Source organism: Microbacterium sp. FW305-3-2-15-F-LB2 (assembly GCF_058787255.1).
On the sequence record NZ_JBYSZO010000001.1, the window covers coordinates 2842760 to 2856059 of the forward strand.

At 70.5% G+C, this 13300-nt stretch carries 11 protein-coding genes; 3 read left to right on the forward strand and 8 right to left on the reverse strand.

The features are described from left to right. Positions 1–103 precede the first annotated feature (103 nt). The 6 genes from AC3WLZ_RS13835 to AC3WLZ_RS13860 all read right to left on the reverse strand — a co-directional run bounded on the left by AC3WLZ_RS13835 (position 104) and on the right by AC3WLZ_RS13860 (position 8861). On the reverse strand, positions 104–1099 hold the full coding sequence (locus AC3WLZ_RS13835; RefSeq protein ID WP_492470418.1) for a hydroxyacid dehydrogenase: 996 nt from the start codon (positions 1097–1099) through the stop codon (positions 104–106). Then, positions 1096–4323 (reverse strand): glycoside hydrolase family 3 C-terminal domain-containing protein, encoded by a 3228-nt coding sequence (locus AC3WLZ_RS13840; protein ID WP_492470419.1) that lies wholly within the window; start codon positions 4321–4323, stop codon positions 1096–1098. The genes AC3WLZ_RS13835 and AC3WLZ_RS13840 overlap by 4 nt, the downstream gene beginning before the upstream one ends. Positions 4324–4476: 153 nt before the next feature. Continuing rightward, positions 4477–5550 (reverse strand): LacI family DNA-binding transcriptional regulator, encoded by a 1074-nt coding sequence (locus AC3WLZ_RS13845; RefSeq protein WP_412925488.1) that lies wholly within the window; start codon positions 5548–5550, stop codon positions 4477–4479. Between the two features lie 50 nt (positions 5551–5600). Continuing rightward, a complete protein-coding gene (locus AC3WLZ_RS13850; RefSeq protein ID WP_412925489.1) occupies positions 5601–6560 on the reverse strand; it encodes a carbohydrate ABC transporter permease in 960 nt (319 codons plus the stop codon). Continuing rightward, on the reverse strand, positions 6553–7488 hold the full coding sequence (locus AC3WLZ_RS13855) for a carbohydrate ABC transporter permease (RefSeq protein WP_412925490.1): 936 nt from the start codon (positions 7486–7488) through the stop codon (positions 6553–6555). The genes AC3WLZ_RS13850 and AC3WLZ_RS13855 overlap by 8 nt, the downstream gene beginning before the upstream one ends. A gap of 8 nt (positions 7489–7496) precedes the next feature. Next, positions 7497–8861: an ABC transporter substrate-binding protein gene (locus AC3WLZ_RS13860; protein WP_412925491.1), complete on the reverse strand. Its 1365-nt coding sequence runs from the start codon at positions 8859–8861 to the stop codon at positions 7497–7499. 176 nt (positions 8862–9037) lie between these two features. Between AC3WLZ_RS13860 and AC3WLZ_RS13865 the strand changes: the two genes are divergently transcribed. The 3 genes from AC3WLZ_RS13865 to AC3WLZ_RS13875 all read left to right on the forward strand — a co-directional run bounded on the left by AC3WLZ_RS13865 (position 9038) and on the right by AC3WLZ_RS13875 (position 11394). Next, complete coding sequence (locus AC3WLZ_RS13865; protein ID WP_492470994.1) at positions 9038–10015, forward strand: LacI family DNA-binding transcriptional regulator; 978 nt, start codon at positions 9038–9040, stop codon at positions 10013–10015. Further along, positions 10012–10926, forward strand: a complete 915-nt coding sequence (locus AC3WLZ_RS13870; RefSeq protein WP_492470420.1) for an alpha/beta hydrolase — start codon at positions 10012–10014, stop codon at positions 10924–10926. Before AC3WLZ_RS13865 ends, AC3WLZ_RS13870 begins: the two co-directional genes overlap by 4 nt. Positions 10927–11064: 138 nt before the next feature. Next, entirely contained in the window at positions 11065–11394 is a 330-nt protein-coding gene (locus AC3WLZ_RS13875; RefSeq protein WP_492470421.1) for a hypothetical protein, read from the forward strand. 120 nt (positions 11395–11514) lie between these two features. Here AC3WLZ_RS13875 and AC3WLZ_RS13880 read toward each other — a convergent pair whose 3' ends face one another. Then, positions 11515–12636: an NAD(P)-binding domain-containing protein gene (locus AC3WLZ_RS13880; protein WP_492470422.1), complete on the reverse strand. Its 1122-nt coding sequence runs from the start codon at positions 12634–12636 to the stop codon at positions 11515–11517. A gap of 36 nt (positions 12637–12672) precedes the next feature. Then, a complete protein-coding gene (locus AC3WLZ_RS13885; protein ID WP_492470423.1) occupies positions 12673–13290 on the reverse strand; it encodes an asparagine synthase in 618 nt (205 codons plus the stop codon). Positions 13291–13300 lie beyond the last annotated feature (10 nt).

The window sequence follows — 13300 nt, forward strand, 5'->3', positions numbered from 1 at the left end:
CGCGGGAAGCGCACAGCGGACATCGAGGGCCGGCCGCGCTCCTCCGCCGACGTGGACACGCGGCGCGTCGACGCGCCGTCGCGCCGTCGCGGACCCGCCGCCGCTACGCGAGTGTCGGCAGAAGGCCCGGGTCGACCGCGCCCATCAGGGGCTGCCCGCTCCGGTAGCGCCGTACCTCATCGAGGATGAAGGCCCCCATTTCGCCGATCTCGCTGCCCTGCACCCCCGCCGCGTGCGGCGTGCACACGACGTTCGGAAGGCGCAGCAGGACGTCGTCCGGTGACAGGGGCTCGGGCTCCGTGACATCCAGGACGGCATCCAATCGACCGCTCACGCACTCGGCGCGCAGCGCGTCGTGGTCGACCAGGGCACCGCGAGCGGTGTTGATGAGAGTCGCGCCATCGGGCAGCAAGGCGAGCCGGCGCGCGTCGATCATTCCCCGGGTGCCGGGCAGGCTCGGGGCGTGCAGGGTCAGGATGTCACTGGTCCGGCACAGCTCGTCGAGCTCGAGCTGACGCGCGCCCAGCGACCGCACGACCGCGGGATCGACCACCGGATCGTAGACGGCGACATCCCACCCGTCGGCGACGAGACGCTCGATCACGCCGCGTCCGATCGCGGATGCGCCGACGACCCCGATCCGCAACCCGAAGCGTCCCCGGCGCCCGCGTACCGCGGGGAAGCCGGCGAGGCGATACTCCTGGGCGAGGGGAAGCGCGCGATGGGCGCTCAGCATCACCATCGCGACCGTGAAGTCGATCACCGGGCCCGCCCCCACTCGGACGGCGGAGGTCACGTGCAATCCGGCGCGCCACCCGGCGTCGCCCACGACGCTCTTCACCGAACCGGCGGCGTGGAACACCCCGCGGAGCTTCGGCGCCCGGGAGAGAAGGGCATCGTCGACGCACACCGCTCCCCAACTCGTGATCAGCAGTTCCGCGTCGGGAAGGTGCGCGGCGACCGCATCGTCGAGGGACTGCAGCGGGCGGTCGTCGAGCAGATGGACCGTGCGGTGCAGCGTCTCCCGCAGCCGCGGCGGGAACACCTCCGACACGACGTCGTCCCACATCGACAGCAGGACGCGAGGACGCGCCCTCATGCCCCGGCACCCGTCACGCCGGCGCCTCGCGACGGCACCCCGACCGGGTGAACCCTCCCGGTCCACCGGACGTCTGTCGCCGAGAAGCCCAGCGACACGGCGAAGGCCCCGTGCTCGGTCATCCACTCCCCGTCGCGCGGAGACCAATGCGCGAACGCTCCCGCCGGGATCTCGAGACGGATCGTGGTGCGGACACCCGCATCGGCCTCGACGGCGGTGAACGCCGCGAGCCAGAGCGGCGGGCGTTCGATGTCCGAGTCGGGCCGGGAGAGGTAGGCCTGGAGGACGTGTCGTCCGCGCCGGGGGCCGGTGTTGGTCAGGTCGGCGACGACGTGGATCCGACCCCTCGACTGCTCCAGTCTCACCACTCCCAGCGCCCAGGACGTGTACCCCCGTCCGTGGCCGAACGGATACGCGGGGGTGGCATCGGCGCCGGCCCAGGCGCGATAGCCGATGTCGAGGCCCTCCTCGTACCGCAGCACGCCGTCGCGCGGCACGACCGCCGACACCGGGGCGTCCGCCAGACGCGCGGGCCATGTGGTGGGGAGACGTCCGCCGGGTTCGGCGCGTCCGAGCAGCATGTCCGCCAGCGCAGAACCGATCTCCTGGCCCCCGAACCACGTCAGCAGCACCGCCGCGACATCGTGCCGCCACGGCACTTCGACGGGCCCACCCGCGGAGACGACGACGATCGTGCGGGGATTGGCCGCGACGGCGGCCGCGACCAGGGCGTCCTGGTCGGGCGGCAGAGTCAGGTCAGCCCGGTCGTGCCCCTCGGACTCCGCTCCGACGGGCGTGCCCACGCAGACGATGACGACGTCGGCCTCGCGCGCGGCGGCGACGGCGTCCGCGCGCGCGACGGCGGGGTCTCCCTCGTAGGCGCGACCGAGACGAACATCGAGGATGCGAAGCGGAAGGTCCTCGGGAGCGTCGGCGGAGACGCTCACCCGCACCGCCCGTCCCGCGACCGCGTCGACGTCGGCCTGGAGCGGATTCGCGTGCTCGATGTGGGCACCCTCGACGCGGGCCCCGCCCTCGACCGAGGCCACGACGACGCCGTCGATGCGGAGCGTCCCCGCCGCCGGGACGTCGATGCCGATCCGCATCCGCCCCGTCCGGGACGGGAGCACCTCGAACTCGACGTCGAGATGACGGGCGGCGTCGGGCAGATCGCCCAGCCAGATCAGGCGCGACGTCGACCGCCGCTCGTCGGAGAGGACGCCGCCCTCGGCGTCGCGGAGGACCGCGCGCACGGCGCCGGGCGTCCCGTCCGGCGCGCGGAGCTCGTCGCTTGCGAACGGCTCGACCCGACCGGCGACCGTCCCGTCGACGACGGTCAGATGGATGCCGGGCTCCGCCGCAAGCGCGGCTGCCGGGGTCGTGACGCTCACGGGGAACACCTCGGAGCTGCCCCCGCCCTGCACGCGCGGCCGTGTCGCCCCCGAGCCGAGCAGGGCGACACGCAGCGGCGCCTCCGGCGACGCGGAAAGCGGAAGGATGCCATCGTTCTCCAGGAGCACCGAGCCACCGACGACCACGGCGCGCGCGACGGCGCCCGGATCGCGGTGCGACAGCGGGGGGCGCACGCCTCCCCCGAGGGCCCCGGCGCGCTCGGCGAGCCGAAGGATGCGCCGGACCTTCTCGTCGAGCACCTCGAGGGAGACCTCGCCGTCCTCCACGGCGGACCGCAGTGCCTCACCCCAGGCTCCCCGCGGACCCGGCATCTCGAGGTGCTGGCCCGCGCGCGCGGCGGCGACCGAGCGCACCGCAGACCAGTCGGAGACGACGACGCCGTCGAACCCCCACGACGTGACGAGCGGGTCCTCCAGCAGGCGATTCTCGGTCATCGTGACGCCGTCGACCGCGTTGTAGGCGCTCATGATCGCGCCGGCTCCCGCCGACACGGCGGAGCGGAACGGCGCGAGGTAGAGCTCGTGCAGCGTCCGCTCGTCGGCCTCGACAGACACCGTCATCCGGTCGGTCTCGGAGTCGCCCAGCACGTAGTGCTTGGGACACGCGGTCACCCCGCCGTCCTGCAGCCCGCGCACGTAGCCCGAGGCGATCACGCCCGAAAGGACCGGGTCTTCGGAGAACGACTCGAACGTGCGCCCGCCGAGCGGGCTGCGGTGCAGGTTGATCGTCGGTCCGAGCACGACGTCCACCCCGTGGCGGACCGCCTCGTCGGCGAGCGCCCGACCCGCATCGTGCGCAACAGCCGGATCCCACGTCGCGGCGATCGCGCCCGCCGAGGGGAACACGACGGAGGGTTGCCGTTCGTCCATGGTCGGCCCGCGAACCCCGGCGGGGCCGTCCGAGAGCACCAGGGGGCGCAAGCCGATGCGCGGAATCCCGGTGGTCGACCAGAAGTCCCGGCCCGTGACCAGGGCCACCTTCTCGTCGAGGTCGAGCGCGGCGAGTGCTCCTTCGACGTCGGAGACCGGCGTGCGCTCGGGCGCGGGATGCGCGGCGAGCCAGACGGTCGCGGCGGAGAGTGCGTCACGCAGGGGTGGCAGTTCGGGAAACCACCGACGCTCCCACTCCAGGCTGAGGTATCCGTCGTAGGCGCGCGCGTCGAGCTGGAGCAGGATCTCTTCGAGCGGGATGCCACCGTGCCCGGGAAGCACGGGTCGCGCGTCGCCGCGTCCGGCGACGTCCTTGACCTGGACGTGACGCAGCCACGGCGCGAGCAGGGCGGCGGTCGTCGACACCGGCTCCCCCGCCACCCAGGGATGCGCGACGTCCCAGATCGTCCCCACGCGTTCGTCGTCGACCGCGTCGAGCACCCGCGCCACCGACAGGCCGGTGGGGTGGGAGTCGTGCGTCTCGAGCCAGATGTCCACCCCGGTGTCGCGAGACACGGCGACGGCGGCCCGCAGCCGACGCACGAGGACGCCGTCATCCGCACCGCCGGGGAACACACGTATCGCCGGGAAGTCGAGATCGCGCGCGAGGACGGCCTCCGCGCGCACGCGCGCGAGGACGTCGGCGTCCGTGGCACCGGCGTCGGCGACACGCACGTACGTCGCGAGGCACACCCGGTCGACGGCGGCCAGGATCGATCGCGCATCGGCCCGCTGAGCCATCGACAGCGAGATGTTGACCGGCCTGTCGGCAGCGGATCCCACCTCCACGCCCGTCCATCCGCTCTCCGCCGCCACAGCCACCACGTCGGCGAGAGGGGCGTCGGACATCCCGAGCGTGGAGAAAGCGCGTCGTCGCATCATCGAGATCCCCTTAGGCAGCCAGCTCGTGACAGCAACAATGCGTCACTCGCGTAGCAACAATACAGAAACAAAACGCGAACGCAAGCGTGGAGAGGCATCCAGAACGACAACGAGCCCCGCCGTGACGGCGGGGCTCGAGGTGGGGCGGGGGTGTCAGCGACGCGGAGCGGCGACGGAGTCTCGGACGACGACGTGGGTGCCGAGCTCGACGACCGAACCGGCGTGTCCGGGCATGGGTTTCTGGACGGCGAGGCGCGCGGCCTCCCAGCCCAGGTCGAACACCGGCAGGTGCACCGTCGTCAGTGGGGGATGCAGACGCTGCGCGACACGATCGTCGTCGTAGCCGACGACCGACATGTCCTCGGGCACGGAGAGCCCCGCTTCGGTGAGCGCCCGCACGACGTCGAGCGCGTGGAAATCGCTGTTCGCCACGATCGCGGTGACCTCGGGGTGCTCGCGCAGCAGGTCGACGGTGTGCGCGTACGTGTGGTCGACGACGAGACTGCGACGCGCGCGGCGCGGCGACGGGTCGGTGTAGACGGCCGCGGGTTCCAGACCGTGGGCGGCGAGCGCGGCCCGCATCCCGGCGATACGCCCCTCGGTCGTGGAGTAGTCCTCGATCCCCCCGACCCAGGCCACGCGGGTGTGCCCGCGCGAGAGCAGGTGGCTCGTGATGGCGAAGGCACCGCCGGTGTTGTCGTAGCCGGCCACGAGCGCGCGGTCCGCGGCGATCGGGCCCGGGCGGGCGCACATCACCAGACGCGCGTCGATCTCCTCGAGCATCGTCGCGTAGTCGCCCAGGCGGTCGGAGTAGTCGGCCGACGCATACACGCCGCCGACGAACACGACGGCATCCAGCTCGCGTTGACGCGCGATGAGCCGGACGATGTCGCGTTCGCGATCCACGTCACCCTCGGTCGGGAAGATCATGCTGATGCGCCCGTGCTCGACGGCCGCCGCATCGATCCCGGCCAGCACGCCCGAGACCAGCGACGACCTCACGTCGGGGACGATGACACCGATGGTCCGGGTCGCCTCCCGTCGGCGTGCGCGAGCCTCCGAGTAGCCGAGCTCGCGCATCGCCGCGACGACCCGGCCTCGCGTGGCTTCCGCGATCGGATACGTCCCCGAGAGCACACGCGACGCCGTCGACACCGACACCCCGGCGAGCGCCGCGACCTCGCGGAGGTTCGCCCGGCGCACGCCCGTGTCATCCGGCGCACTCATCGAGTCTCTCCGCGCTCCATACCTCCGAAGATAGCTCAGGGCCGTCTCCGTCAGCCCTTGATGCCGTTGGCCATGCCGACCGAGCGCAGGAACTGCCGCTGGAAGAGCAGGAACAGCGCGATCGGCACGATCATCGACAGGAACAGCGCCGCCATCATGACCGAGTACTCCAGTGCCGGCTCGATGCGCGGCAGCGCGACGGAGATGGGCTGAACACCCGGGTCCTGCAGGACGAGCAGCGGCCACAGGTACTCCTTGTACGCCGCCACGGCGCTCAGGAGCGCGAGGACCGACAGGATCGGCCGTGAGAGCGGGATGACGAGCGACCACAGCACGCGCACCGGACCCGCTCCGTCGATCCGCGCCGCCTCGATGAGTTCGCGCGGGATCGAGTCGAAGAAGCGCTTGGCGAGCACGAGCGAGAAGGCGCTCGCCCCGGCGGGCAGCCAGATCGCCCACATGGTGTTCAGGAGGCTGATGCCGAGACCGGGAAGGTCGAGCACCGTGAGGTAGAGGGGCACGAGCGAGACGATGCCCGGGATGAACAGCGTCGCGAGCACGGCCCAGTAGACGACGTTGCCCCATCGCGGCCGGAGGATCGACAGAGTGTATGCGCCGGTCACGCAGACCACGAGCGTGACCGCGGCGCTTCCGAGCGCCATGAGCAGCGTGTTGAGCAGGTAGCGCCAGATCCCGAGGTCGTTCCACACGGCGGAATAGTTCGACCAGTCGAAGATCGAGGGCAGCAGCCTCAGCGGGTCGCTCACGAGTTCCGTCGTCGTGGACACGGATGCCTTGGCCAACCACAGCAGCGGCAGCACCGCCGCGACGACGAGACCGACGAGCACGAACACCTGGACGAGTCGCAGGGTCCACCTCACCAGGGGCCTGCGACGATCCCCCCACGAGGAGACGGAGCGCACCACCTCTTCGGGGTCGTCCTGACGCCGGAGGCGGCGTCGGGACGGCGGCGCCGTGGGCGGCTGCGTGAGCGTGTAGGTGTCAGTCATTGTCGTTGAGCCTCCGGGTCGCGAACTGATAGACGATCGACACGATCGCGAGGACCGCGGCGAGCATCACGCTCAGAGCGGCAGCCGCACCGTAGTTCGAATTCACGAACCCGTATTGGTAGATGAGCATCAGGATCGAGATGGAGGCGTTGTTCGGGCCGCCGCCGGTGAGGAGCTTCGGCTCGTTGAACACCTGCATGGTCCCGATGAGCTGCAGGAGGATGAGCACGAGGATGACACCGCGGATCTGCGGCAGCGTCACGTGCCACACGCGGCTCCAGATGCCGGCTCCGTCGAGTTCTGCGGCCTCGTAGAGGTCGGGTCGGACGCCCCCGAGCGCGGCGAGGTAGATGATGACCGAGGTACCGGCGCCCGCCCACGTCGCCGCGAGCACCATCGAGGGGATGACGAGCTGCTCCGAGTTCAGCCAGGCGAACGGCCCGAGACCCACCGTTCCGAGCAGCGAGTTCAGCAACCCGCTCGAGCCCGGCATGTAAAGGACCTTCCACAGCAGGATGGCCACCACTGGGGGGATGACGACGGGGAGATAGGCGAGCGTGCTGTAGAGGCCCTTCCACCGTCGCAACTCTGACATCACCACCGCCAGCGCCAAGGGCAGCGGGGCACCGATCAGGAGACCGATCGCGGTGAAGATGACCGTGTTGAGGATCGCTCGCGGAAGAACGGGGTCGGTGAGCACGAACTCGAAGTTCGTCAGCCCCACCCATTTGCTGGTGAGGAAGTTCGTCTTCTGGAACGACAGCACGAGGCCCCGGACGATCGGCCCCCACGAGAAGTAGGCGAACACGAGCACCAGTGGCGCCCCGAACACGATGGACCAGAGCCCTCCCGCGCGCACCCATCGTCGGACGCGCGGGATGAGGCCCCCGCGCGCCTCGCGCGCGGGGACCCCGATCCGAACCGACATGACTCGAGTCACTGCTTGATGATCCGATCGAGTCGGGATGCGGCGTCCGCGACGAGCGGCTCGATCTCCGCCGAGGGGTCGCTCAGCACCGCCTGCACGGTCGACGCCAGGTCGGCGTAGACCTCCTGTGCCCGGGTGGTGGGCTCGGGGATCAGCGGGATCTTCGTCAGCGAGTCGGTGTAACTGGTGAAGTGCGACGCGTCGACGTTGGTGTCGTCCGCGATCCAGTCGCGGTACTGCTTGTACGCGTCGGCGCTGAGCGGCGACAGACCCGGGAGCCCGACGATGCCGCCATCGGCGATGAGAGCCTGCGCGTTGGCGACGGCCGTTTCCTTGCTCGTGAACTTGCCGAAGTAGTAGAAGTCCACCCACTTCGCCGCCGCGAGCAGCTGCTCGGGCGTCGACTTCGGGTTGGCCATCTGCACGTTTCCGCCGAGCGGCGTGCCCAACCCCGCGGTGTCGCCCTGCGGGAGGTGGGAGGCGCCGATGACCGACAGATCCATGTCGTACACGTTGTTGAGCCACTCGTACGATGCCACCGGTGCGATGAACATACCCGCCCGCCCTGCGGCGAACTCCTGCATGATCGTCTTCAAGTCCATGATGACCGACTCGCCCATGGTCTTGTCCGTCGAGAACATGTCCCGCAGCCCCTGGAGGGCCGCGATCGACGCCGGGTTGTCGATGGTGACCTCGTCGCCCGCCTCGTTCTCGATGCTGCCGCCGCGCGAGTAGACCTGCGCGGTGTAGATCCACCCCGCCTGACCCTCCGACGTGATCTGGAGGTAGCCCGGGTTGCCGGTCGCCTTGGTGATGGCCTTCGCCGCTGAACGAACGTCATCCCACGTGGCAGGCGGCTTGTCGGGGTCGAGGCCCGCCTTCGTGAAGAGATCACGGTTGTACATGAGGGCGACGGTATCGACCGTCGTCGGGATGCCGTACGTCTTGCCGTCCGCCTGCGCCGGCGTGAGCGTGTCGGGGTTGAGGCGGTCCAGCAGGCCGAGCTGATTCACGACGTCGGTGAGGTCGGCGACCTGACCGTTCGCGATCACCTGCTGCGTGTTGGTGAACGGCACGCTCATGACGGTGGGCATCGTGCCCCCCGCGACGAGCGCGGAGAAGGAGCCGTTGTCCCATCGTGTCTCGCTGGGCTCGACCGTGATGTTGGGATTGGCCTTCTGGAACTGGTCGACGGCGTCGAGGAAGTTCTTCCGCGCCGCTTCGGCCTTGGTGCTGGGCAGGTCGCCCACGGTGATCGTGACGCTGGCGCTGGGATCGATGGTCGGTTGCTGTGCGCCGGCGCACCCCGTAGCGGACACGGCGAGCGCGCCCACGACGATCGCGCCGAGACCGACGCGGGTACGGAGATTCATCATTGAAACCTCGAGCTCTCTCTAGTGCTGGATCGGATCTTCGGATCGCGACGCCCTGATGCTAGTTGAAATATTTCAATTCATGCAAGGATGAGAGTGCGGCATCCGTACGAGCACAATGGATCCCAGCCACCAAGGAAGGAGGGCGAGCGATGGCAGACCAGGACTTTCCGTCGATGCATGATGTGGCCCGCGTTGCGGGCGTATCGATCGGAACGGTTTCCAACGTCTTGAACAAGCCTGAAATCGTGGCCGCGCCGACGTTGCGTCGCGTGCGATCCGCCATCGACGAACTCGGGTGGCGACCGACCGGCCGGGGGCGACGCGCCCCCGTGGGTCCCGACCTCGTCGGCGTCGTTCTCGTCGGCACCGAGCCTCACCGCGCCGCCCTGCTGGACGGCATCCGCCGACGGCTGTCCTGGGGTGGTGCGCAGCCGCTGGTCACGTTCCCCGCGGACGAACCCACGGGAGTCGACGACGCCGTCCGCACGCTCGAACGGACCGGCGTCCGCGGCATCCTGCTGGAAATGACCCCCGGCGCCGAGTCGATCGCCGTGCATGCCGCCGAACGCGGGGTGTCGATCGTCGCGATCGGCACCCCCACGACCTCCGACCTCAGCTCGGTGGCCGCCGACGACGAGTCCGCCGCGGCCCTCGCCGTCTCGTACGCTCTCGAGCGCGGGCGCCGTCGGATCGTCCTCGTCCACCCGCCCCACGATCGGGCGGGAGCGGATCTGCGTCGCACGGCGGCGCGCGGTGCCGCGCGCGCTGCCGGATTCGATCCGGGCGAGGTGCTCATCGAACACGACGCCCTCGGTCACGACAGCGCCGCCGGACGGGCGGCGGTGGAGTTCCTCGGTGAGCGCCGGATGGGCTTCGACGCCATCCTCCTGCCCGACGATCGCACCGCGGCCGGAGCCTGGCGCCGACTCGAGGAGGACCGCCGTCCGACGACGTCGGAGCGTGCCCTCGTCATCGCCGGACAGGACTCCGAGGTGACCGACGCCATCGGCCTCACCAGCATCCGCACCCCGATGACGGCGATGGGCTACCAGGGCGCCGACATCCTTCTCGCCGAGCGGAAGGACCCCCGCCGCGCCCGTGTGCGGCAGGTCTTCCCCGTGGAGCTCATCGCCCGGGAGACGCGCCCGTGAGCCTCGACGCCGTGATGGCCGACACCCTGCGCGACGTGGTCGACTGGGACGACTACGCGCGTGCCATCGGGGAGCTGGCATCCGGCTACGTCGCTCCGCCGACCGAGGTGTCCGAGCACGCCGCTCCCGGTCCGCGCGGGCCCGTGCGCGTCCGCGTGTACCGCCCCGTGGATGCGGCGACCGACGCCCCCGGGCTGCTGTGGGTGCACGGCGGCGGATTCACGGCCGGCGACATCGACATGGCCGAGTCCGACGTCGTCGCTCGGGAACTGGTCGCCCGGGCGGGAGCCGTCGTCGCGAGCGTCGACTACCGCCTCGCCGGCCCGGAGACGCGGTTCCCGGCCCCGTTGGAGGACGTCGAGGCCGCGTGGACCTGGCTCACCGTCCACGCGCGGGACTTCGATATCGACCCGTCGCGCCTGTGCTTGGGCGGCTGTTCCGCCGGGGGAAACCTCGCCGCCGCGACGGCCTTGCGCCTGACGGATCGTGAGGGCCGGCGGCCGGCCGCCCTGGTCCTGGGATACCCCCTGCTGCACTTCCCCGTGCCCGCGATCGACATCGACGGGATGGACGACCTCCCCGACATCCTGCGCTTCCGCCCGGTACGCAACGACGAGGTGCTCCGGGATTACGTGGGACGCGTCGACGATCCGCCCGTGGATGCCATGCCGGGAAACCGCGCTCCCGTCGGCCTCCCTCACACACTTCTCGCGCTGAGCGAGATGGACGAACTCCGCGGTTCGGGTGAGCTGTTCGCGCGACAGTTGCGCGAAGCCGGCATCCCTGTCCAGGTCGAGGTCGCGGAGGGCATGCCGCACGGCCATCTCAACATTCCGCCGGTCGACGCGCTGCCGGAAGTCGCTCGGACGCTCGACGCCATCGCGAACGTGCTTGCCGCGACTCGCCGGTAGCGATCCCGGATGCGGCGCGGGGTGTACCGCGCGACTTTCGGCCGAAAAGCGCAAAAGGGACTAAAGTCCCTCCCCCGGGCAGATCGCGCGGGCATAGGGTGAGGGCCGCACTCACACGGGCGAGCAAAGGAGCTCCCGATGTTCGGTTTCACGCGCGCCACGTACGACGTCACCTGGAAGTCGATCGAGGGCGACTTCCTCCTCGGGACCTGTTCCCGCCGCATCTTCGGTTTCGCCAGCCGCAGCGCTGACGGTACGTGGTCGGCCTTCGACGACGAATCCCGCCCGCTGGGCGTCTTCGAAACGCTGGATGACGTGAAGTCCCTGCTGTGGCGATCCCACCGCCAGACCCACGACACCGCGTGCGCCGCCCCGATCGAGCGGCAATCGCGGAGCACCCCGGTGGAGCGCCCCTCACCCGCCCCCGAACCGTCGCGGAACGCGGAGGTGCGGCCGCGGTCCTGGTGACACGATCCGCAGCCGAGTAGTCGAGTGACGAGGCCGTCGCGGATGCACGAACGAGCCGGCGACGAGACGCGGCGCAAGAGCCGTGGGATCGACGGATCACCTCGAGACCCGCGGGCGGACTCAGCTGGTTCGGGCGGGTATCAGCCGTTTCCGAAGGGCCCGGACCGCGTCACGGCCGGCCCGGTTGGCTCCCACCGTGGATTGCGAGGGGCCGAACCCGATGAGGTGGACGCGCGGCTCCTCGCCCACCTGGGTACCGGTCATGCGGATGCCTCCGCGCGCGTTGCGCAACCCGAGCGGGTCGAGATGGCGGAGGTCGGCTCGGAATCCCGTCGCCCACACGATCGCGTCGATCGGCGTGAACGAGCCGTCGGCCTCCCGCACCCCGTCGGGTGCGATCGCCGTGAACATCGGGCGACGGACGAGCGCGCCGCGTTCCCTCGCAGCCACCGCGTAGGGCAGCCAGGCCAGATCGGTGTAGGAGACGACGCTGCCCGCGGGGTTCCCCGCCTCCACATCGGCGATGACCTTCGCGATGACCTCTCTTCCCGCCGTCTCGGGGGTGAACTCACCGTCGCGGAACACGGGCTCCCGCCGGGTGTACCAGAACACCGTGGCCACTCGGGAGATCTCCTCCAACAACTGCACCGCGGAGATACCTCCTCCGACGATCGCCACGCGGAGACCGGAGAACTCGTCGAGCGAGACGTAGTCGCGCGTGTGCAGTTGACGACCCCGGTAGGTCTCCTGCCCGGGATAGTGCGGAAGCACCGGGTTGTTCCACGTCCCGGTCGCGTTGATCACCGCGCGCGTCTCCCACACTCCCGCGGTCGACTCCACGATCAAATCTCCGTCGGGGTCGGCGTCCGCGTAGCGCACGGCCGTCACCGTGACGGGCCGCAGGATGGGCGGCTGAAGGTGCTGCTCGTAAGCGGCGAAGTAGGCGGGCACCGCGTCTCGGCTGGCGGCGGTGTCGTCGATCGGCGGTTTCGGGTAGCCGGGCAGGTCGAAGATCCCGTTGACTGTCGCCATCGTCAATGATCGCCAGCGGTGCTGCCAGGCCCCGCCCGCCGCGGTCTCCGCGTCCAACACCACGAACGATGGCGCACCGGCGTCGCTCGTGGCGTCCAGGGCACTGACGAACCCGGCGCGGGCGAGATGGTAGGCGGCCGAAAGCCCCGCTTGACCGGCGCCGATGACAACGACGCTGGCCCAACGTGGGCCGCCCCCAGGAATCGTCACCCTTGATTATTGCGAAGCCGTCCGCCTCCGGGGCGCTCAGGCCGAGGTCGACTTCTTCTTCTTGGGCGCGGGGGCATCGACGCCCTCGGCGTCCGAGGCCGCGGACTGCTCTTTCGCCCGCTTCTTCGCCTGCGAGGCGAGGCGGGCGAGATCCACCATCCGGAGGGCGTCCATGCGCGCACGCCGCATCGTGGCGTAGTCAGGATCGGCATCCGCGGTCATTCCCTCGACGTCCAGACGCTGCGAGAGGTTCGCCGCGACGTCGCCCCACGCGGCTTCGCGCGCCGCAGCGACCAAGACGTCGACGCGCTCGGGGTCATCCGCGAACTCGCGCAGTTCCTTCGCCACCCCGCGCGACTGACGTGCGCGTCGGCGGAGGTTGCGGGTGTCGCGATCGCGGTAGTCGTGGGTGCCCGACGAATCGGAGAACCGCCCCCACGCGCGCTTGCGCTGCTGGGTCACACGGTTCGCCGCCTGATCCTGCTCCGCCGCCAGCGCGCGCAACGTCTCGCGGGCGAACTCGGCGAAGACGGCGCCGTCGAACTGCCCGCCCCGCGCGATCGTCTCGACGAGGATCCGGTTGCGCACGGTGAGCCGCGCCGCGGCCGTCGCGATCGACAACCCCTCGGCGATGGCATCCTTCGTCCGGCCCACGCGACCTCCC

Bases quoted from the DNA above. Each gene is read 5' to 3' on its own strand.
- AC3WLZ_RS13850 (WP_412925489.1), bottom strand. From the start codon at position 6,560: ATGACTGACACCTACACGCTCACGCAGCCGCCCACGGCGCCGCCGTCC.
- AC3WLZ_RS13835 (WP_492470418.1), bottom strand. From the start codon at position 1,099: ATGAGGGCGCGTCCTCGCGTCCTGCTGTCGATGTGGGACGACGTCGTG.
- AC3WLZ_RS13840 (WP_492470419.1), bottom strand. From the start codon at position 4,323: ATGATGCGACGACGCGCTTTCTCCACGCTCGGGATGTCCGACGCCCCT.
- AC3WLZ_RS13875 (WP_492470421.1), top strand. From the start codon at position 11,065: ATGTTCGGTTTCACGCGCGCCACGTACGACGTCACCTGGAAGTCGATC.
- AC3WLZ_RS13845 (WP_412925488.1), bottom strand. From the start codon at position 5,550: ATGAGTGCGCCGGATGACACGGGCGTGCGCCGGGCGAACCTCCGCGAG.
- AC3WLZ_RS13865 (WP_492470994.1), top strand. From the start codon at position 9,038: ATGCATGATGTGGCCCGCGTTGCGGGCGTATCGATCGGAACGGTTTCC.
- AC3WLZ_RS13860 (WP_412925491.1), bottom strand. From the start codon at position 8,861: ATGAATCTCCGTACCCGCGTCGGTCTCGGCGCGATCGTCGTGGGCGCG.
- AC3WLZ_RS13855 (WP_412925490.1), bottom strand. From the start codon at position 7,488: ATGTCGGTTCGGATCGGGGTCCCCGCGCGCGAGGCGCGCGGGGGCCTC.